Annotated in this window: 12 protein-coding genes, 1 rRNA gene and 1 pseudogene; 12 read left to right on the forward strand and 2 right to left on the reverse strand. The window is 70.3% G+C overall.

The window, feature by feature from the left end:
• Position 1: 1 nt before the first annotated feature.
• Complete coding sequence (gene mycP / locus ACW14Y_RS27270; RefSeq protein ID WP_456983679.1) at positions 2 to 1,237, forward strand: type VII secretion-associated serine protease mycosin; 1,236 nt, start codon at positions 2 to 4, stop codon at positions 1,235 to 1,237.
• Between the two features lie 112 nt (positions 1,238 to 1,349).
• Here the strand turns inward: mycP and ACW14Y_RS27275 are convergent, their stop codons facing one another.
• Together ACW14Y_RS27275 and eccCa are read right to left on the reverse strand one after the other, a co-directional pair.
• Positions 1,350 to 2,762: an APC family permease gene (locus ACW14Y_RS27275; RefSeq protein WP_380307042.1), complete on the reverse strand. Its 1,413-nt coding sequence runs from the start codon at positions 2,760 to 2,762 to the stop codon at positions 1,350 to 1,352.
• Positions 2,763 to 3,231: 469 nt separating this feature from the next.
• A complete protein-coding gene (gene eccCa, locus ACW14Y_RS27280; RefSeq protein ID WP_380442686.1) occupies positions 3,232 to 7,182 on the reverse strand; it encodes a type VII secretion protein EccCa in 3,951 nt (1,316 codons plus the stop codon).
• A 438-nt stretch (positions 7,183 to 7,620) separates the two neighbouring features.
• On the opposite strand from eccCa, the gene eccD reads away from it, so the two are divergent.
• From eccD to ACW14Y_RS27335, 11 genes and pseudogenes are all read left to right on the forward strand, one after another.
• A complete protein-coding gene (gene eccD, locus ACW14Y_RS27285; protein ID WP_380307038.1) occupies positions 7,621 to 9,084 on the forward strand; it encodes a type VII secretion integral membrane protein EccD in 1,464 nt (487 codons plus the stop codon).
• Positions 9,085 to 9,270: 186 nt separating this feature from the next.
• Positions 9,271 to 9,561 carry a 30S ribosomal protein S15 gene (gene rpsO / locus ACW14Y_RS27290; RefSeq protein WP_266274437.1) on the forward strand — a complete coding sequence of 97 codons (291 nt, stop codon included), beginning with the start codon at positions 9,271 to 9,273 and terminating at the stop codon, positions 9,559 to 9,561.
• 463 nt (positions 9,562 to 10,024) lie between these two features.
• A complete protein-coding gene (locus tag ACW14Y_RS27295; protein ID WP_030397712.1) occupies positions 10,025 to 12,232 on the forward strand; it encodes a polyribonucleotide nucleotidyltransferase in 2,208 nt (735 codons plus the stop codon).
• Positions 12,233 to 12,300: 68 nt separating this feature from the next.
• Entirely contained in the window at positions 12,301 to 13,689 is a 1,389-nt protein-coding gene (locus ACW14Y_RS27300; protein WP_380307035.1) for a M16 family metallopeptidase, read from the forward strand.
• 14 nt (positions 13,690 to 13,703) lie between these two features.
• Positions 13,704 to 14,450, forward strand: coding sequence for a 4-hydroxy-tetrahydrodipicolinate reductase (gene dapB / locus ACW14Y_RS27305; protein ID WP_380307033.1), 747 nt, complete (start codon positions 13,704 to 13,706; stop codon positions 14,448 to 14,450).
• A gap of 7 nt (positions 14,451 to 14,457) precedes the next feature.
• The gene (locus ACW14Y_RS27310; RefSeq protein ID WP_456983680.1) at positions 14,458 to 14,985 is read left to right on the forward strand and encodes a hypothetical protein; all 528 of its coding nucleotides are present in this window, start codon (positions 14,458 to 14,460) and stop codon (positions 14,983 to 14,985) included.
• Positions 14,982 to 15,263 (forward strand): annotated as a pseudogene (locus ACW14Y_RS27315) (FAD-dependent thymidylate synthase); the annotation flags it as partial. The gene ACW14Y_RS27310 and the pseudogene ACW14Y_RS27315, both read left to right, overlap by 4 nt.
• Before the next feature lie 129 nt (positions 15,264 to 15,392).
• Positions 15,393 to 16,622: an FAD-dependent thymidylate synthase gene (gene thyX / locus ACW14Y_RS27320; RefSeq protein WP_456988265.1), complete on the forward strand. Its 1,230-nt coding sequence runs from the start codon at positions 15,393 to 15,395 to the stop codon at positions 16,620 to 16,622.
• Between the two features lie 260 nt (positions 16,623 to 16,882).
• On the forward strand, positions 16,883 to 17,782 hold the full coding sequence (gene dapA, locus ACW14Y_RS27325) for a 4-hydroxy-tetrahydrodipicolinate synthase (protein ID WP_380307029.1): 900 nt from the start codon (positions 16,883 to 16,885) through the stop codon (positions 17,780 to 17,782).
• A gap of 171 nt (positions 17,783 to 17,953) precedes the next feature.
• Positions 17,954 to 19,639: a ribonuclease J gene (locus ACW14Y_RS27330; RefSeq protein WP_045941327.1), complete on the forward strand. Its 1,686-nt coding sequence runs from the start codon at positions 17,954 to 17,956 to the stop codon at positions 19,637 to 19,639.
• A 454-nt stretch (positions 19,640 to 20,093) separates the two neighbouring features.
• Positions 20,094 to 21,615, forward strand: a 16S ribosomal RNA gene (locus tag ACW14Y_RS27335).
• Positions 21,616 to 21,855 lie beyond the last annotated feature (240 nt).

Below are 21,855 nucleotides of genomic sequence, written 5' to 3' on the forward strand. Positions count from 1 at the left end.
CATGAGGGGTGGCAGGGTGCCGGTGGTCAGGTACCGGACGGCGGCCGCGGCGGTGGCCGCGCTCACGGTGCTCGGCGGCCCGCTGACGGTGCCGGCGGCGGCCGAGGGGCCGGGCGTCTCGGCGTCGGGGGAGTGCGGCAAGAACGCGCAGAACGTGCAGGCCGTGCCGTGGTCGCTGCAGCGGATGGTGCTGGACGAGCTCTGGCAGGGCGGCGCGACCACCGGGGCGGGCGTCCTGGTCGCGGTCATCGACACCGGGGTGGACGACCAGAACCCGCAGCTGGCCGACAAGGTCCTCGACGGCGGTTCGCTGCTCAAGGACAAGGAGGGCAAGCGGGTCGAGGGCGGCGGCAAGGACGACCTGGTCGGCCACGGCACCAAGGTGGCCGGCATCATCGCGGCCTCCCGCAGCGACCGGACCGGCTTCGTCGGCATCGCCCCGGGCGCCAGCGTGCTGTCCATCCGGCAGAACGACGCCGAGGGCAACGGCGACGTGCACTCGCTGGTGGACGCCGTCAACTCGGCCGTCGCCCAGGGCGCCAAGGTCATCAACATCTCGCAGGACGTGCGCGGCGCGGCCGACACCCGCTTCGTCGGCTACGAGGAGCTGAAGGCCGCGGTCGACAACGCGGAGAACCGGGGTGTGGTGGTGGTCGCCTCCTCCGGCAACGACGGCAAGAGGGGCGACACCTTCCCGGCGGCCTTCCGCACCGTGCTCGCCGTCGGCGCCTCCGACCGCAACAACGAGCGCACCTACTTCTCCCAGTACGGCGATTTCGTGGACGTCGCGGCCCCCGGCGTCGACATGCTCTCCACCGTCCCGCGCGGCGGGCAGTGCGTGGACAACGGCACCAGCTTCGCCGCGCCGTACGTGGCCGGGCTGGCGGCGCTGCTGGTCGGCGCGCACAAGGAATGGAAGCCGAGCCAGGTGCGCGCCTGGATCGAGCAGACCGCGCAGCGCACCGACCACAAGGCGAACGAGTACATCGGCTGGGGTGTGGTCGACCCGGTGAAGGCCGTCACCACCGCGCCCGCGGCGCCGCCGGACAAGCCGGCCGAGGACCCGCCGGTGCAGCTGGCGTCCGCCCCGATCGTGCCCCGCCCGCTCGGCCTCGGCGAGACCCAGGCCGACCGCGACGGCCGGACCGCGACGTACGTCCTGGGGGTGGGGGCGCTGCTGGTCGCCCTGCTGATCGGCGGTGGCGTCGTCCTCCGCGACCACCGCCGCCGTCCCTGAGCCCTGGACCGGAACCGCGCGAGGCGGCGAGCGGACGCGGCAGTGCCCCGGGCCAGGGGGAGCCCGGGGCACTGCCGTGTGGGGGAGGGGTGGGGGTCTTCGGGGGCGGCGGTCAGGCCTGCTGGTCCTCGGGGACGGTGATCACCCAGCGAGTGTCCTGCCGGGGGCGCAGGTAGAGCAGCCAGTAGAGGGTGGCGACGGCGGTGATGCCGCCGGTCCACAGCAGCGGCACGGTGTCCAGCTGGGTGATCACGTAGACCAGCACCACGATCAGCACCACCGGGACGGCCGGCCACAGCGGCATCCGCCAGGCGGCGGCGTGCTTGTGCTGGTTGCGGCGGGAGAGCAGCGCGGCGATCGCGACCAGCAGGTACATCCCGGTGACGGCGACGCCGGTGATCTCGCTCAGCAGCTCGCCCTTGACGAAGCAGAGCGCGGCGCCCGGGAGGCCGACGGCCAGGGTGGCGACCCACGGGGAGCCGAACCGGCCGAGGGTGCCGAAGGCCTTGTTGACCGGCTCGGGCCACGCCTTGTCGCGGGCCGAGGCGAACAGCACCCGGGAGTTCTGGATGACCATGACGATGCCGGCGTTGATGATGGCCAGCGCGACGCAGAGGCTGATGAAGGTGCCGACGGCCGAGTTGCTCCAGGAGGTGACCAGGCCGGAGATGTCGCCGGAGCTCAGGGTGGCGAGGTCGGGGGCGCCCATGGTGATGGCGGCGACCGGGACCAGGATGACGGCGGCGGAGATCGCCAGCGTCCACAGCACGGTGCGGGACACGTTGCGGCGCGGGTTCTCCAGCTCCTCGGAGAGGTAGACGGCGGTGGAGAAGCCCTGGGTGATGAAGAGCGCGATGCCGAGGGCGCCGATGATCGCGCCGATGCTCACCGTGGTGGTGACGCCGTCCTCGCCGGTGACCACGCCGTGCAGCATGCTGGGCGCGCCGCTGTTGGCGTGGGCGAAGCCGAGCACCGACACCACGCCGGCGGCGATGACCTCCAGCACCAGGAAGACGCCGGTGATCCAGGCGTTGGCGCGCAGGTCCAGCAGGCCGGCGAGGGTGGCGGCGAGCATCACCGCGGCGCCGGCCAGCGGCTTGTCCACGTGCAGGACGGGGGCCAGGTAGTCGGCGGTGCCGAGGGCGATGACCGAGGGGACGATCATCACCACGATCAGCGAGAGCACGAACACCAGCCAGCCGGCCAGCCGTCCGGCCAGGGTGCCGACCATGGCGTACTCGCCGCCGGCGCTGGGGATCAGGGTGCCGAGCTCGGAGTAGCAGAAGGCGACCGCGATACAGAGCACCGAGCCGATCGCGATGGCCAGCGCGGTGGCGCTGCCGATGCTGGAGAACAGCTCCGGGACGATCACGAAGAGCGTGGAGGCCGGGGTGACGCAGGACAGCGTGAGCAGTGTGCCGCCCACGACGCCGATCGAACGCTTGAGCGTCTGCGAGGCGGCGGGGGTGCCCTCGACGGTCGGGCCGGGGGCCGCGGCGGTCGGTGGGCGAAGCGTGTCGGTCATCGGGGCATCCGATCGGCTCTGTGCGGTCCTGGAGAGGGAGCGGTATCGCCTCCGCTGGCTGTCTGCTCGGTTCTGGTCCTGTCGCTCCCGGGCCGTCATGGAACCTTGGCCGTATCGATCGCGTCAATGCCGGAATTGCTTCGGAATCCGTTGCGCCGATCCGCATAGACATGCGATCTGATGATCACTTATCGTCATCACTATGCATGTCCGACTTGTTACTTTCGCCACATAGCACTTGAATCCAAGGTGAACGCGGTGTTGCGCGCCTCAATCCAAGGTCTGGACCGGATGCGGAGGCAGGTCGACCGGAAGTGCCCTGGCCGTAGGCCCGGTCCTCCACCGGGTACGGGAACCGCAGCCCTCCGGCGGAAAGATCTAGGTAACGTTTCGACACCCGGGACGCCGAAGGGGCCGGACCCCGAGGATCCGTCCCCTTCGAGCACGCTCCGTGACGACAGGCCCGCCGTTACGGTGCCGGCAGCCAGCCCGTCTGCACCATCTGCCCGCTGGTCACCCGGCGCGAGACGAACACGCCCCGGCCCGGCGGCAGCGCCTGCGGCTTGACGTTGCCCAGCAGCGGGCCCTCGTCCCGGTTGCCGGACAGCAGGACGCCCTGCCCGCCCAGCTCCCGCATCCGCTGCATGAACGGCTCGTACAGCGAGCGCCCGGCGCCGCCCGCGCTGCGCGCGACGACCACCCGCAGCCCGATGTCGCGCGCGAACGGCAGGAACTCCGCCAGCGCGGCCAGCGGATTGCCGGAGGAGGTCGCCACCAGCTCGTAGTCGTCCACCACCACGAACATGTCCTTGCCGCTGTACCAGCTGCGGTTGCGCAGCTGCTCCGCGGTCACGTCCGGCCCGGGCAGCCGGCGCGAGCAGGCCCCGCGCAGCATCTCGACCACGGAGTTCATGGCCGGCTGCGCGGCGGCGTACTCGACCAGGTACTCCGGCGGGACCACGCCGAGCAGCGCGCGCCGGTAGTCGCCGACCACGATCCCCGCCTGGTCCGGGGTGTACCGCTCGGTGATCTGCTTGACCAGCATCCGCAGCAGCGCGGACTTCCCGGACTCGGTGTCGCCGAACACGATGAACAGCGGATCGGTCTCGAAGTTGACGAAGGCCGGTGCCAGCTCCGCCTCGTCCACGCCGAAGGCGACACCCCGCTCCGGGTGCTCGAAGCCCTTCGGCAGCGACTGCCCGTCCAGCACCGTCGGCAGCATCCGCACCTGCGGCGCGCGCGGACCGGTCCAGGCCCCGGCGACCGCCCGGACCAGCCCGGCCACACCGTTCTGCAGGTCCTCCACCGAGTCGGAGCCGTCCAGCCGGGGCAGGCCGGTGAGGAAGTGCAGCCGGTCCGGGGTGACGCCCCGGCCCGGCTGGGCCGGTACGGCCTGCGCCACCCGGCGGTCCACCTCGGACTCCATCGCGTCGCCGAGCTTCAGCTCGGTCCGGTTCTGCAGCAGGTCCTTGAGCGCCGGGCGGACCTCGGCGTACCGGGCCGCGGTGACGATCAGGTGGACGCCGTAGCCGAGGCCGCGCTGGGCGATGTCGCCGACGACCGGCTCCAGCGCCTCGAACTCCTGCTTGAAGGTGTTCCAGCCGTCGATCACCAGGAAGACGTCGCCGAACCGCTCGTCCGGCAGCGCGCCGGCGGCCCGGCGCGCCCGGTAGGTGCCGATGGAGTCGATCCCGGTGCTGCGGAAGAGCTCCTCGCGCCGGTTGAGCACCCCGTGCACCTCGGAGACCATCCGGCGGACCTTCTCCGCGTCCAGCCGCCCGGCCACCCCGCCGACGTGCGGCAGGTCCTGGAGCGACTGGAAGCCGCCGCCGCCGAAGTCCAGCAGGTAGAACTGCGTCTCCAGCGGCGTGTGGGTGAGCGCGAACGAGGCCACCGTGGTGCGGATCATCGTCGACTTGCCGGAGCGCGGGCCGCCCACCACCAGTCCGTGGCCGGCCGCGCCCGCGTAGTCCTGTTCGAGGATGTCCCGCTTCTGGTCGCGCGGCTTGTCGACGATGCCGACCGGCACCCGCAGCCGGCCCAGCGTGCCGGACTGCGGCGCGGTCAGCCCGCGCTCGGCGGTCGCCTGCAGCGGCGGCAGCAGCTGGTCCACGCTCGGCGGCGTGTCCAGCGGCGGCAGCCACACCTGGTGCGCGGCCGGGCCCTGGCCCGCCATCCGCTGCACGAACACGTCCAGCACGGTGTCCGCCAGGGCGTCGTCCTGCTCCTCGACCAGCGGCTCGACCTCCTCCTGCACCAGCGGCTCGGTCACCGGCACCTCGGCCGCGGTGAACCGCACCGGCCGCGCGGACACCAGCCGGCCGCCGGTCGACCGCTGCTGCCCCGGTGCCCGGTAGGCCCCGGAGACGTAGGCGGCCTTGAACCGCTCCATCACATCGGTGCCGAACTTCAGGTAGCCGACACCCGGCACCGGCGGCAGGTGGTAGGCGTCCGGAACGCCGATCGCGGCCCGCGACTCGGCCGCCGAGAAGGTGCGCAGACCGATCCGGTAGGAGAGATAGGTGTCCAGGCCGCGCAGCTTGCCCTCCTCCAGGCGCTGCGAGGCCAGCAGCAGATGCACCCCGAGGGACCGGCCGATCCGGCCGATCTGGATGAACATGTCGATGAAGTCGGGCTTGGCGGTGAGGAGTTCGGAGAACTCGTCGATGATCAGCACCAGTGAGGGCAGCGGGTCCAGCGCCGCGCCGGCCGCCCGGGCCCGCTCGTACTCGTGGATGTTCGCGTAGTTGCCCGCCCGGTGCAGCAGCTCCTGGCGCCGGTTGAGCTCGCCCTCGATGGCGTCCCGCATCCGGTCGACCAGGGTGAGCTGGCCCTCCAGGTTGGTGATCACCGCCGAGGTGTGCGGCATGTCCGCCATGCCCGCGAAGGTCGCGCCGCCCTTGAAGTCGGCGAGCACGAAGTTCAGCGTCTCCGAGGAGTGCGTCATCGCCAGCGCCAGCACCAGGGTGCGCAGCAGCTCGGACTTGCCGGAGCCGGTCGCGCCGACGCACAGGCCGTGCGGGCCCATGCCCTCCAGCGCGGCCTCCTTGAGGTCCAGGTACACGTGCTCGCCGCCGGCCCCGACACCGATCGGCACCCGCATCCGCTCGTGCTGCGCCCGCTGCCGCCAGCTGCGGGTCACGTCGAAGGAGCCCGGGTCGCCGGAGTTCATCAGGTCGGTGAAGTCCAGGTTGGACAGCAGCGGCTCGTCGTCACCGCCGGCCGAGGCCCGGTACGGCGCCAGCTGCCGGGCCAGCGCCTCGGACTGCCAGGCGCCGAGGGTGTCCGGCTTGCCGGTGTAGGTGGCGCCCGAGGCGGAGCGCAGCACCAGCGCGTCCGGCGAGACGGTGACGATCAGGTGCCCGCTCGGCTCGTCCAGGTCGCCCGGGACCACCTCGACGATGGTCACCCCGTGCACGCCCTCGGCGCCGGCCAGCAGCGAGTCGTGCGGTACCGAGGCGCCGTCCATGACGACCACGATGTGCGGCTGGTCGGCGGCCGGGGCGGCGTCCCGGACGAACCGCTGGCGACCGGCCAGCTCGTCCTGGAGCAGCAGCTCCAGGTCGCCGAGTCCGGTGGCGATCAGCCGGCGGGAGCCGGCGCCGTCGTTCTCCTTGCGGTGCTGGTTGTGCGGGAGCCACTTGACCCACTCCCACTCGTCCACCGCGCCGGGCGCCGCGGCGACCGTGATCAGCAGGTCGTCCGGCGAGTGCAGGGTGGTCAGCTGGGCGATCATCGCCCGGACGTTGCCGTACACGGTGTCCGGGTCGCCGCAGACCGTGATGTGGTAGAAGGCGCGCAGCGAGATCGCCAACGGCAGGTCCTGCAGGGTGCCGTGGGCGTTCAGGAAGGTCTGCATCGCGGCCGCCGAGAGCGGCTCCAGCTCGTCCATCGGCGCGGTCTGCGGCGCGACCAGCGGGGTGGACAGCTGGACCGGTCCGCGGCCGACCCTGATCTGCGCGAAGTCGGCGTCGCCGCCCCGCCGCTCCCACAGCCGCCGGCCGTCGGCGACGATCGACCAGAGCTGGTCCGGCTCGGGGTTCAGGAACAGCTGCGCGCCGCGCTGGCGCTCGGCGGTCCGGCGCACCTGGCGGCGCATCTGCTGGAGGTACTTGAGGTAGTCGCGCCGCTCGTCCGCGGTGGCCGTGGAGCCGCCCTTGCGGGCCCGGACGATCTGGGCGAGCGCCATGCCGACCGTCGAGACGATCATCAGACCGCCCATGATCTTCATCGGGGCCTGGGCGCCGGGGGCGAAGAAGAACACCGCCGAACCGCCCATGCCGAGCATCGGCAGGATGCTCATCACCCAGTCCTCGCCGCCCGAACGGGGCAGCTCGGGCGGGGGTACCAGCTCCACCGGCTCGTCCGGCACCGCCGGCGGATAGGCCCTGGGCGGCCGCTTGACCATGATCACGCCCATACGCGTCCCATCCCCCGACCACGAACGCTTCGCAAGACCACTACGGCATCAGCCCTCACGCAACAGGATCCGTACGGGTGAGGACGCCCCGTGTGACGCCGCCCCCGCTCCGCCGACCGCAGGCATCCGGGGAGGAACGCGCCGCCCCCGCCGCCCTGCGCAGGGGCCGATCCTACTGGGGCCCGCCCCCGCGGCCCCGCCCGCCCTCCGCGGGGCCGGGCACGAACCGAGCGGGTAGGGTAACGCCGCGCCAACTCGTGGCCGCGCCCGGCCGGTTCCGTCCGGCCGGCGTCCGCGCGAGGGCCGGACCGGCCGGCCGCCGGTGCCGCGCCGGCACCGTCGGGGCGGCGGCACCGCGCACCGGCGCCGAGCACCCGTCACCGAACACCGTCTCATCAAGGGGGAGCGCCCAGTGCGTCGAGCGAACGAGGTGCGGGCATGACGACGCCCGCGACCACCGGCTTCTGCCGGGTCACCGTCGTCGCCCCGGACAGCCGGATCGACGTCGCCCTGCCCGAGGACGTCCCGCTCGCGGACGTGTACCCCGAGGTCCTGCGACTGTCCGGCCAGACCCAGCCCGACGGCGTCCCCACCGGCTTCCACCTGGTCCGCCGCGACGGCACCGTGCTCGACGGCGGCCGCTCGCTCGCCGCCCAGCAGGTGCGCGACGGCGACCTGCTCAACCTGCGCCCGTTCGCCGAGTCGCTGCCGCCCGCCGTCTACGACGACGTCGCCGACGCGATCGCCACCGCCGGCGAGACCGACCGCCGGTTCTGGAGCCCCGAACTGATGCGCGCCTTCGGCCTCGTCGGCGCCGGCGTGCTGCTCACCCTGCTCGGCTTCGCGCTCTGGTTCGCCGACCTGCGCCACGACATGCACGGCCTGCCCGGCGTGCTCTCCGGCGTCGTCGCCGTGGTGCTCACCGCCCTCGCCGGCGTCCGCGCCCGGGTCTACCGGGACGCCTGGGCCGGCCTCGCGCTCGGCCTCGGCGCCCTGCCGCACGCCCTGATCGCCGGCAGCGGCATCCTCGCGCCGACCGGCGGCCCGCTGGACGGCCCCGGCCGGCTCCAGTTCCTGACCGGCTGCGTCGCCGTCCTGGTGGTCGCCGTCCTGCTGGTCGGCCTGCTGCCCACGATGGACTCCCTGTTCGTGGCCGCCGCCTTCCTGGCCGCGGCCGGCGCGCTCGCCACCTTCGCCGCCGTCCTGCTGCCCGGCACCCCGGCCCACCACATCGCCGCCGTCACCGGCGTCGCCGCCGTCGCCGTGATCGGCTTCCTGCCCGGCCTGTCCGCCCGCTTCGCCCGGCTCCCGGTCGGCTACAGCGCCCCCGGCCAGACCCGCGCCCGGGGCCGCGACCACGACGAGGACGCCGCCCGCGCCGAGCTGGTCCAGTACGAGCGGATCGCCCACCAGGCCCGCCGCGGCCACGAGGTGCTGGTCGGCCTGGTCGGCGGCTGCGCCGCGGTGGTCGTCGGCTCCTGCGCGGTGCTCGGCTTCACCGACCGGACCTTCCCCGAGCTGCTGGCCCTCGTCCTCGGACTGGCCGCGATGCTCCGGGCCCGGCTGTTCCGCTACAGCGCCCAGGTCCTCGCGCTCACCGCGGCAGGACTGCTGGGCCTGTCCCTCCTGATCGTCGGCCTCTCCCTGCACACCCCGCAGTTCGTGCTGCGGGTCGGCCTCGGCTCCACCGACGCCGATCTGCGCACCGTCTGGCTGACCGCCTCGATCGCCTTCGGCGCCGCCGTGCTCACCGCGATCGCCCTGGTGGTGCCGCGGCTCGGCGTCTCCCCCTTCTGGGGGCGCATCCTGGACCTGGTCGACAGCCTCACCCTGATGTCGCTGGTCCCGCTGGTGCTGGCCGTGCTCGACGTCTACCGGCTGGTCCGCGGCGCCACCGGCTGATCCGCACGCCGGGGCCGCCGACCGTCGGCATCGGCGGCACTGGTACGCTTGGCCTCCGAGCGCAGCCGTGTGTCCGTCCCCGGGTGGGACGACGCCCGTAGGCCGCGCCCGCAACACGACACCGAGTTCTCGCAGAGTCCTGTGCCGTAGACCAGGAACGCTCGGTATCACCTCGAAGGAGTTGCAGTGGCTCTCGCCTCTGACATCAAGAAGCAGATCTTCGCCGAGTTCGGCCAGAAGGAGGGCGACACCGGCTCCCCCGAGGTCCAGGTCGCCATGCTCTCGCGCCGCATCTCGGACCTGACCGAGCACCTCAAGACCCACAAGCACGACCACCACTCGCGTCGTGGCCTGCTGATCCTGGTCGGCCAGCGTCGTCGTCTGCTGCAGTACCTGGCCAAGAAGGACATCGAGCGCTTCCGTACGCTCGTCGACCGCCTGGGCATCCGTCGCGGTGCCGCCGGCGGCGCCCGCTGAGAACGCCGCTCGGGGCGGCTCCCCACACCGGGGAGCCGCCCCTCGCGCGTATGCCGCGACCGGTGACCGGGGCGCCCACCACGGCGCCCGCGCCCACCGGCCGGGGATAACAACTCGCGCGCACCTCCCCAGGTGGCCGAGGATTGCACCGTAGGGTTGTGGGCATGCCGGTGATGGCGCCGAAAGCGCGCCACCGGGCAGCAGGACCCGAACCCCCCGCGGGACGAAGGCTTCAAACGGAAGCCGCCCGCATCCGAGAGAGCGTCCAGACGCGGACCGCCCGTCCGAACCCGGCCGGCCGAGAGGCGCCGGTCCTCGGTAGTGGCCGCCGGAGGCCCCGCAGACCGAAGCGGGGACCGCCGGAGGCTTCGATCGAAGACCGGCCCGGACCGTCCAGGGTCAGCACGCAGGCGATTACGCGGGGACGCTCTCCCGGACACGTACGAAAGAGGAGATCTTCCAGGTGGAAGAGAACGTGTTCTACGCCGAGGCCGTGATCGACAACGGTTCCTTCGGCACCCGTACCATCCGCTTCGAGACCGGCCGTCTGGCCCGTCAGGCCGCCGGCTCCGCCGTGGCCTACCTCGACGACGACACCATGGTGCTGTCGGCCACCAGCGCGTCCAAGCAGCCGAAGGAGCACTTCGACTTCTTCCCGCTGACCGTGGACGTCGAGGAGCGGATGTACGCCGCGGGCCGGATCCCCGGCTCGTTCTTCCGTCGCGAGGGCCGGCCCTCCGAGGACGCGATCCTCACCTGCCGCCTGATCGACCGCCCGCTGCGCCCGTCCTTCGTCAAGGGCCTGCGCAACGAGATCCAGGTCGTCGTCACCGTGATGGCGCTCAACCCGGACCACCTGTACGACGTGGTGGCCATCAACGCCGCCTCCGCCTCCACCCAGCTGGCGGGCCTGCCGTTCTCCGGCCCGATCGGTGGCGTCCGCGTCGCGCTGATCAACGGTCAGTGGGTGGCCTTCCCGACCCACAGCGAGCTGGAGTCGGCCGTCTTCGACATGGTCGTGGCCGGCCGCACCCTGCCGGACGGCGACGTCGCGATCATGATGGTCGAGGCCGAGGCCACCGACAAGACGATCAAGCTCGTCGAGGGCGGCGCCGAGGCGCCGACCGAGGAGATCGTCGCCGCCGGTCTGGACGCCGCCAAGCCGTTCATCAAGGTCCTCTGCGCCGCCCAGGCCCAGCTGGCCGCCCAGGCCGCGAAGCCGACCGGCGAGTTCCCGGTCTTCCTGGACTACCAGGACGACGTGCTCGCCGCGCTGACCGCCGCCGTCAAGGACGAGCTGGCGCAGGCCCTCACCATCGCGGGCAAGCAGGAGCGCAACAACGAGCTGGACCGCGTCAAGGCGCTGGCCGCCGAGAAGCTGCTGCCCGAGTTCGAGGGCCGCGAGAAGGAGATCAGCGCCGCCTACAACGCGCTGACCAAGAAGACCGTCCGCGAGCGCGTCATCAAGGACAAGGTCCGCATCGACGGCCGCGGTGTCACCGACATCCGCACCCTGGCCGCCGAGGTCGAGGCCATCCCGCGGGTGCACGGCTCGGCCCTGTTCGAGCGCGGCGAGACCCAGATCCTGGGTGTCACCACGCTGAACATGCTCCGCATGGAGCAGCAGCTCGACACGCTCTCCCCGGAGACCCGTCGTCGCTACATGCACAACTACAACTTCCCGCCGTACTCGGTCGGCGAGACCGGCCGCGTCGGTTCGCCGAAGCGCCGCGAGATCGGCCACGGCGCGCTCGCCGAGCGGGCCATCCTGCCGGTGCTGCCGTCCCGCGAGGACTTCCCGTACGCCATCCGCCAGGTCTCCGAGGCGCTGAGCTCCAACGGCTCCACCTCGATGGGCTCGGTCTGCGCGTCCACCATGTCGCTGCTGAACGCCGGTGTGCCGCTGAAGGCCGCCGTCGCCGGTATCGCCATGGGCCTGATCTCCCAGGAGATCGACGGTGAGACCCACTACGTGACCCTCACCGACATCCTCGGTGCCGAGGACGCGTACGGCGACATGGACTTCAAGGTCGCCGGTACCCGCAACTTCATCACCGCGCTGCAGCTGGACACCAAGCTCAACGGCATCCCGGCCTCGGTGCTGGCCGCCGCGCTGAAGCAGGCCCGCGACGCCCGCCTGCACATCCTCGACGTGATGAACGAGGCCATCGACTCCCCGGACGAGATGTCGCCGAACGCGCCGCGCATCATCACCATCAAGATCCCGGTGGACAAGATCGGTGAGGTCATCGGCCCCAAGGGCAAGATGATCAACCAGATCCAGGAGGACACCGGCGCCGAGATCACGATCGAGGACGACGGCACCATCTACATCGGTGCCGCCGACGGTCCGGCCGCCGAGGCCGCCCGCACCACGATCAACCAGATCGCCAACCCGACCATGCCGGAGGTCGGCGAGCGCTACCTGGGCACCGTGGTCAAGACCACGACCTTCGGTGCCTTCGTCTCGCTCATGCCGGGCAAGGACGGTCTGCTGCACATCTCGCAGATCCGCAAGCTCGCCGGCGGCAAGCGTGTGGAGAACGTCGAGGACATCCTCGGCGTCGGCGCCAAGGTGCAGGTCGAGATCGCCGAGATCGACCCGCGCGGCAAGCTCTCGCTGATCCCGGTCGTCGAGGGCGAGGAGAACGGCGAGGCCGCTTCCGAGTGAAGCGCCGCTAGCTGATCCGCGGCCCGCACGCCCCCAGCGGCGTGCGGGCCGCACCCTGTTGTCCCCCCATGCTTCGACGGATTGCTTTCTACGGAGGTACCCCCGTGGCTCTGGCCTCGGCGGCGACGCAGCGCCCCGGCACGACCCGAACCCTGCTGAAGGGCGCGGACGGCGCCGGAATCGTGCGCCGCACCGTCCTTCCCGGCGGCCTGCGCGTCGTCACCGAGACCCTGCCGACGGTGCGCTCCGCGACCTTCGGCATCTGGGTCGGGGTCGGCTCTCGCGACGAGACCCCCCAGCTCAACGGCGCCACGCACTACCTGGAGCACCTGCTCTTCAAGGGCACCGAGCGGCGCAGCGCGCTGGACATCTCGGCCGCCCTGGACGCGGTCGGCGGCGAGATGAACGCCTTCACCGCCAAGGAGAACACCTGCTACTACGCGCGGGTGCTCGACACCGACCTGCCGCTGGCCATCGACGTGGTCTGCGACATGCTCACCGGCTCGCTGATCCGCCCGGACGACGTCGAGGCCGAACGCGGCGTCATCCTCGAGGAGATGGCGATGGCCGAGGACGACCCGGGTGACGTCGTCCACGACCTCTTCGCCAAGGTGATCTTCGGCAACGGCCCGCTCGGCCGCCCGATCCTCGGCACCCAGGAGACCGTCAGGTCGCTCACCCGCGACCAGATCGCGAACTTCTTCCACCGCCGCTACCGGCCCGAGCACCTCGTCGTCGCCGCGGCCGGCAACCTGGACCACCGCAAGGTCGTCCGGCAGGTCGAGCGGGCCTTCGCACCGCTGCTCGCCAAGTCCGAGGCCGTCCCCGCCGAGGCCCGCCGCGGCGTGAAGGCGCTGCGCACGGCCGGCCGGGTCGAGGTGCTCAACCGCTCCACCGAGCAGGCCCACCTGGTGCTGGGCGTGCCCGGGGTGCCCCGGCACGACGAGCGCCGCTGGGCGATGGGCGTGCTCAACGCGGCCCTCGGCGGCGGGATGAGCTCGCGGCTGTTCCAGGAGGTGCGGGAGAAGCGCGGCCTGGCGTACTCGGTGTACTCGTACTCCTCCTCGTACGCGGACAGCGGGCTGTTCGGCATCTACGCCGGCTGCCAGCCGAAGCGGGTCGAGGAGGTGCTGCGGATCTGCCGCGAGGAGCTCGCCAAGGTGGTCGCCGAGGGCATCACCGAGGAGGAGCTGCGGCGGGCGATCGGCCAGATCTCCGGTTCCACCGTGCTCGGCATGGAGGACACCGGCTCGCTGATGAACCGGATCGGCAAGGCCGAGCTCAGCTACGGCCACCACCTGTCGGTGGACGACATGCTGGCGCGGATAGCGGCGGTGACCCTGGACGACGTGCACGCGGTGGCCCGTGATGTGCTGGGTGCCCACCGGCCGTCGCTCGCGCTGATCGGCCCGATCAACGACAAGCGGGCCGCCCGGCTCGCCGACCTGCTGGTCTGAAGGGACTTCTCACCATGACGCTGCGTGTCGCCGTGATCGGCGCCAAGGGGCGGATCGGATCGGAGGCCGTCAAGGCCGTCGAGGCCGCCCCGGACCTGGAGCTGGTCGCCACCCTCGGGCGGGGGTCGGACCTCGCCGAGCTGACCGGCGCGGGCGTGCAGGTCGCCGTCGAACTGACCCACCCCGACTCGGTGATGGGCAACCTCGACCACTGCCTGTCGCACGGCATCCATGTGGTCACCGGCACCACCGGCTGGACGGAGGAGCGCCTCGCCACCGTCCGGGGGCAGCTCGCCGCCGCGCCGGAGCTGGGTCTGCTGATCGCGCCGAACTTCTCCATCGGTGCCGTGCTCGGCATGAAGTTCGCGCAGGCCGCGGCGCGGTACTTCGAGTCGGTCGAGGTCGTCGAGCTGCACCACGACCACAAGGCGGACGCCCCCAGCGGCACCGCCACCCGCACCGCCCAGCTGATCGCCGCCGCCCGGGCGGAGGCCGGCCTCGCGCCGCAGCAGGACCCGACCACCCACGGCCTGCCCGGCGCCCGCGGCGCCGACGTCGACGGGGTGCCGGTGCACTCGGTGCGGCTGCGCGGTCTGCTCGCCCACCAGCAGGTGATGTTCGGCGACGAGGGCGAGACCCTCACCGTCCGGCACGACTCGCTGCACCACAGCAGCTTCATGCCGGGCATCCTGCTCGGTGTGCGCAAGGTCGTGGAGACGCCCGGGCTCACCCTGGGCCTCGAACACTTCCTGGACCTGTGAGCCCGGCATGACGTCCCGTACCGGCTTCTTCGTCCTCTCCGGAGTCCTGGCCCTGGTCGCGCTGATCTGCGTCGGCGAGGGCGTCCAACTGGTCGCCACCGGCAAGCCGCTGGGCATCGGCCTGGGCCTGTGCGCCTTCGTCATCCCGGTCGTCGGCATCTGGTTCCTGCGCCAGACGGTCCGCTTCGGACGGGACAGCGAGCGGCTCGCCCGCGAGCTGGAGGCCGAGGGCGGTCTGCCGGTCGACGAGCTGGAACGCACCGAGGGCGGGCGGATCGACCGCGCCTCGGCCGACGCGGTGTTCGCCCGCCGCAAGGCCGAGGCCGAGGCCGCCCCGGGCGACTGGCGGGCCTTCTTCCGGCTCGCGGTGGCCTACGCCGACGCCGGCGACGTGCCGCGCGCCCGCAGGACCATGCAGCACGCGATCAAGCTGCACCGCACCACCACCGGTGCCGACGCCACCACCACCGGTGCCGACGCCACTCCCGGCGGCGCCGAAAGCACCATCGGCAAGCCCGCGAGGAGCACCGCGTGAGCGAGGACACCACCGCCCCCAGGTTCCGCAGCGACATCACCGCGGACCTGGTCCGAGGCGCCGCCGCCGACTCGGACGTCATCTGGGCGGCCCGGGTCTCGACGGCGGGGGAGCAGTCCCTGGAGGCGCTCCAGGAGGACCCGGAGAAGTCCGCCGGCCTGATCAACTTCCTGATGCGCGACCGCCACGGCACGCCGTTCGAGCACAACTCGATGACCTTCTTCATCAGCGCGCCGATCTTCGTCTTCCGCGAGTTCCAGCGCCACCGCAGCGGCTGGTGCCTTGCCGGAGACACCGAGATCACGCTGCAGGGCAAGGACGGGTCGCTCAAGCGCCGGACCATCGCCGAGTTGTACCAGCAGTGGCACGTCGGCGTGGAGGACCGGATCGAAGCCGGGAAGGGCGGCGTGACCTGGCACAAGAAGTCCGAGAAGTGGCGGGCGCAGGTCAAGCAGAAGGGCGAGACCCACCACTTGGGTCTGCACGGCACTCGCGAGGCGGCGGAGGTCGCCGTCGCGGAGTTCCGCGCCCTGAATCCGAGCAAGCGGACCCGGAAGCTGGAGTCGGTTCGGCGCAACCACGTCCGCTGCTTCGACGAGCGGACACTCCTGGCCGGGCGCGCGCGGATCGTCGACGTGATGGAGTCGGGTGTCAAGCAGCTCCTCCGGCTGACCACCGCGAGCGGCAAGCAGCTGCGGTGCAGCAAGGACCACGCGATCCTCACTCCGGACGGCTGGCGCAAGGCGGGTGAGCTGGCCGTCGGCGACTCGGTGATGACCGGTGGTACCGCGGCACGTCCGTCGGAGGCCCTGGTCCCGCCGAGCCTTCGGCGGGGCATCGGTGTGTGGACCTCGATGCAGCGGAACCGGCTCATCGACGAGCAGGACGTCTGCTACCTGTGTTCCCGCGTGTTCCCGCGGGAGGCGCTGGAGCTGGACCACGTCGTACCGGTCGCCCTCGACCTGGGCAAGGCACTGGACGAGAAGAACCTGGCGCCTGCCTGCGGAGACTGCCACACCGCCAAGAGCGCGGGCGAACAGGCCCTGGCCAGGCGCGGTGGCAAGGTCGCCCTCGCCAAGGCCGACCTGGTCACCGGGATCGTCGAGCACGGCGAGGAGATGACGTACGACCTGGCGGTGGAGGGGCCTTGGCACAACTTCCTGGCCGACGGCATCGTCGTCCACAACTCGTACAACGAGGAGTCCGGCCGCTACCGCGAGCTGCAGCCGGTCTTCTACGTGCCGGCGGAGGACCGCAAGCTGGTCCAGCAGGGGCGTCCCGGCCGGTACGAGTTCGTCGACGGCACTCCGGAGCAGCACCGGACCGTCGGCTCCGCGATGGAGTCCGCCTACCGCGAGGCCTACGAGCGCTACCAGGAGATGCTGGCGGCGGGCGTGGCCCGGGAGGTCGCCCGCGCGGTGCTGCCGGTCGGGCTGTTCTCCTCGATGTACGCGACCTGCAACGCCCGCTCGCTGATGCATTTCCTGTCGCTGCGGACCAAGCGGGAGCACGCGGCGGTCCCGTCGTTCCCGCAGCGCGAGATCGAGATGGTCGCCGAGCGGATGGAGGAGCAGTGGGCGGAGCTCATGCCGCTCACCCGTGCGGCTTTCGAGAAGCACGGTCGGGTCGCGCCCTGACCTGCGACGACGGGCATCCGGGGGCAGCGCCGGGCATGTCTGGATTGCGGCATTTCTGACCTCTCCCTACGCTCGTGAACACGGATTCCGGTGCTGCTTGAACCCCCGAGCACGCAGCACCGGAATCCCATGTTTCCGCTGCTGGAACCGGCTCCAGGGGGCCCGTACCGGGACGATCCCGGACCGTTCCACAGGCACGGCCGTCCGAACAGTGGACCGGCCTGGGTGTCGTCCCACCGCCTACGAGTAGTTTTGGACACATGGCTCCGACCTCCACCCCCCAGACGCCCTTCGGCCGGGTCCTGACCGCGATGGTGACACCGTTCACCGCCGACGGCGGCCTCGACCTCGACGGCGCCCAGCGCCTCGCCGCGCACCTCGTCGACTCCGGCAACGACGGCCTCGTCGTCAACGGCACCACCGGCGAGTCCCCGACCACCAGTGACGCCGAGAAGGCCCAGCTCGTCCGCGCCGTGGTGGAGGCGGTCGGCGACCGGGCCCACGTGGTGGCCGGCGTCGGCACCAACGACACCCACCACAGCGTCGAGCTGGCCCGGCAGGCCGAGGCCGCCGGCGCGCACGGCCTGCTGTCGGTGACGCCGTACTACAGCAAGCCCCCGCAGGAGGGCCTGTACCGGCACACGGTGCGGATCGCCGACGCCACCGGACTACCTGTCATGCTGTACGACATCCCGGGCCGCAGCGGCGTCGCGCTGAGCCACGAGACGCTGGTCCGGCTGGGCGAGCACCCGCGGATCGTGGCCAACAAGGACGCCAAGGGCGACCTCGGTGCCGCGTCCTGGGCGATCGCCCGCTCCGGACTGGCCTGGTACTCCGGTGACGACATCCTCAACCTGCCGCTGCTGTCGGTCGGGGCCGCGGGTGTGGTGAGCGTGGTCGGGCACGTGGTCGCCGGCGAGCTGCGGGCCATGGTCGAGGCCTACCTGGCCGGTGATGTGGCCAAGGCCACGGCGGTCCACCAGCGCCTGCTGCCGGTGTTCACCGGTATCTTCCGCACCCAGGGCGTCATTCTCGCCAAGGCCGCGCTGGACCTCCAGGGTCTGCCGGCCGGGCCGCTGCGACTGCCCCTGATCGGCGCGACTCCGGAGGAGATCGCGCAACTGAAGAAGGATCTCGCCGACGGCGGGGTAGACCTGTAACAGACAAAGACGTGCGCGCCCCGGCTCGCCGGACCCTCACGGGCCCGCCGCTGGACCGGACCGAAGGCGCGAGAGCACAGACCTGGTAGGAAAACCGACACGGAGAACGCACGCCATATGTCTCACGGGGGAGGACCCCGGACATATGGCGTGCGTCGTGAGGAGAGTCTTTTGAGCCACCCGCATCCCGAACTCGGCACGCCGCCGGCCCTCAAGGCCGGCGCCCTGCGCATCACCCCGCTCGGCGGTCTCGGTGAGATCGGCCGCAACATGACGGTCTTCGAATACGGCGACCGCATCCTCATCGTCGACTGCGGTGTCCTCTTCCCCGAGGACGAGCAGCCCGGCGTCGACCTGATCCTCCCGGACTTCACCTACATCCGGGACCGTCTGGACAAGATCGACGGCATCGTCCTCACGCACGGCCACGAGGACCACATCGGCGCCGTCCCGTTCCTGCTCCGGGAGAACCCGGACATCCCGCTGATCGGGTCGAAGCTCACCCTGGCGCTCATCGAGGCCAAGCTCGCCGAGCACCGCATCCGCCCGTACGTGCTGGAGGTCGCCGAGGGCGACCGCGAGCGGATCGGCCCCTTCGACTGCCAGTTCATCGCGGTCAACCACTCCATCCCGGACGCGCTGGCCGTCGCCGTGCGCACGCCCGCCGGCATGGTCGTCGCCACCGGTGACTTCAAGATGGACCAGCTGCCGCTCGACGGCCGGCTGACCGACCTGCCGACCTTCGCCAAGCTGGCGGAGGAGGGCATGGACCTGCTGCTGGTGGACTCCACCAACGCCGAGGTCCCCGGCTTCATCCCGTCCGAGCGGGACATCTCCGCGGCTCTGCGCAACGTCTTCGCCAACGCGGACAAGCGCATCATCGTGGCCTCCTTCGCCAGCCACGTGCACCGCATCCAGCAGGTCCTGGACGCCGCGCACGAGTACAAGCGCAAGGTCGCCTTCGTCGGCCGCTCGATGGTCCGCAACATGGGCATCGCCCGCGACCTCGGCTACCTCAAGGTGCCCGGCAACATGGTCGTCGACGTCAAGCAGCTCGACGACCTGCCGGACAAGGAGGTCGTGCTGATCTGTACCGGTTCGCAGGGCGAGCCGATGGCCGCGCTGTCCCGGATGGCCAACCGCGACCACCAGATCCGCATCGTCGAGGGCGACACCGTCGTGCTCGCCTCCTCGCTGATCCCCGGCAACGAGAACGCCGTCTACCGGGTGATCAACGGCCTGACCCGCTGGGGCGCCAAGGTCGTCCACAAGGGCAACGCCAAGGTGCACGTCTCGGGCCACGCCTCGGCGGGCGAGCTGCTGTACTTCTTCAACATCTGCAAGCCGCGCAACCTCATGCCGGTGCACGGCGAGTGGCGCCACCTGCGGGCGGCGGCCGATCTCGGCATCGCCACCGGAGTCCCGCGCAACCGGGTCGTCATCGCCGAGGACGGCGTCTGCGTCGACCTGGAGAAGGGCGTCGCCCGCATCGTCGGCAAGGTGCAGGCCGGCTACGTCTACGTGGACGGCTCCTCGGTCGGTGACATCACCGAGGCCTCGCTCAAGGACCGCAGGATCCTCGGCGAGGAGGGCTTCATCTCCTGCTTCGTCGTGGTGGACTCCACCAACGGCAAGATCGTCGGCGGCCCGAGCATCCAGGCCCGTGGTTCCGGCATCGACGACGCCGCGTTCGTCCCGGTGGCGGCCAAGCTCCAGGAGGCGCTCGACCGCTCGGCGGGCGACGGCGTTCTGGAGATCCGTCAGGTCCAGCAGCTGGTGCGCCGGACCCTCGGCAAGTGGGTCGCGGACAACTACCGCCGCCGCCCGATGATCCTGCCGGTCGTCGTCGAGGTGTGATTTGACGTGGGGCAACCCGGTGCGTAATGTTCTCCGGGTTGCCCCACGGGACGGCCCCCAGTCGAAGTCCTCGAAATGAAATTCGAGAACGGAGCGGGAAAACGGCCCGAGAAACTCTGATAGAGTTCGGGAGCGCCGAAAGGCCCAAGCAAATACGATGAATGAAACTCCGGAAAACGGAGCGGAAAACATCTGATAAGCTTGAAACACGAAAGAACGAAGCGCCCGGAGGGCCGGTGTGAAAGCCGCCTGAAGGAAGTGTCCGTTCCTTGAGAACTCAACAGCGTGCCAAAAGTCAACGCCAGATATGTTGACATCCCCGGCCTCAGGGTTTCCTGGGGTTGGAGATTCCTTTTGAAGTAAAACACTAGCGAGGACGCAGTGCGCGGGATCACCCTATTCCGGTGGTTGCCGTGCCGCTCGACGCGAGTGCTGACCCGATTACGGGTAATCATTCACGGAGAGTTTGATCCTGGCTCAGGACGAACGCTGGCGGCGTGCTTAACACATGCAAGTCGAACGGTGAAGCCCTTCGGGGTGGATCAGTGGCGAACGGGTGAGTAACACGTGGGCAATCTGCCCTGCACTCTGGGACAAGCCCTGGAAACGGGGTCTAATACCGGATATGACCTGGGACCGCATGGTCCCGGGTGTAAAGCTCCGGCGGTGCAGGATGAGCCCGCGGCCTATCAGCTTGTTGGTGGGGTAATGGCCTACCAAGGCGACGACGGGTAGCCGGCCTGAGAGGGCGACCGGCCACACTGGGACTGAGACACGGCCCAGACTCCTACGGGAGGCAGCAGTGGGGAATATTGCACAATGGGCGAAAGCCTGATGCAGCGACGCCGCGTGAGGGATGACGGCCTTCGGGTTGTAAACCTCTTTCAGCAGGGAAGAAGCGCAAGTGACGGTACCTGCAGAAGAAGCACCGGCTAACTACGTGCCAGCAGCCGCGGTAATACGTAGGGTGCGAGCGTTGTCCGGAATTATTGGGCGTAAAGAGCTCGTAGGCGGCCTGTCGCGTCGGATGTGAAAGCCCGGGGCTCAACCCCGGGTCTGCATTCGATACGGGCAGGCTAGAGTGTGGTAGGGGAGATCGGAATTCCTGGTGTAGCGGTGAAATGCGCAGATATCAGGAGGAACACCGGTGGCGAAGGCGGATCTCTGGGCCATTACTGACGCTGAGGAGCGAAAGCGTGGGGAGCGAACAGGATTAGATACCCTGGTAGTCCACGCCGTAAACGTTGGGAACTAGGTGTTGGCGACATTCCACGTCGTCGGTGCCGCAGCTAACGCATTAAGTTCCCCGCCTGGGGAGTACGGCCGCAAGGCTAAAACTCAAAGGAATTGACGGGGGCCCGCACAAGCAGCGGAGCATGTGGCTTAATTCGACGCAACGCGAAGAACCTTACCAAGGCTTGACATATACCGGAAACGGCTAGAGATAGTCGCCCCCTTGTGGTCGGTATACAGGTGGTGCATGGTTGTCGTCAGCTCGTGTCGTGAGATGTTGGGTTAAGTCCCGCAACGAGCGCAACCCTTGTTCTGTGTTGCCAGCATGCCTTTCGGGGTGATGGGGACTCACAGGAGACTGCCGGGGTCAACTCGGAGGAAGGTGGGGACGACGTCAAATCATCATGCCCCTTATGTCTTGGGCTGCACACGTGCTACAATGGTCGGTACAAAGGGCTGCGATGCCGCGAGGCGGAGCGAATCCCAAAAAAAGCCTCAGTTCGGATTGGGGTCTGCAACTCGACCCCATGAAGTTGGAGTTGCTAGTAATCGCAGATCAGCATGCTGCGGTGAATACGTTCCCGGGCCTTGTACACACCGCCCGTCACGTCACGAAAGTCGGTAACACCCGAAGCCGGTGGCCTAACCCGTAAGGGGAGGAGCCGTCGAAGGTGGGACCAGCGATTGGGACGAAGTCGTAACAAGGTAGCCGTACCGGAAGGTGCGGCTGGATCACCTCCTTTCTAAGGAGCAATATGCCGCTTGCAGGCGAATGTCCTGCACGGTTGCTCATGGGTGGAACGTTGACTATTCGGCACAGGAAGAGACCAGGGGCTAGTACTGCTTCGGCGTGGAACGCGTTCTGGGATTGACTGTGTCGGGCACGTTGTTGGGTCCTGAGGGAACGGCCGTGAGGCTGTTGCTTCAGAGATGCCGGTCTCATGCGAGGTGGTCTTCGGGCTGCTGAGTGTGGGTGTCTGGTC

The sequence above is a fragment of the Kitasatospora sp. cg17-2 genome, assembly GCF_054031055.1.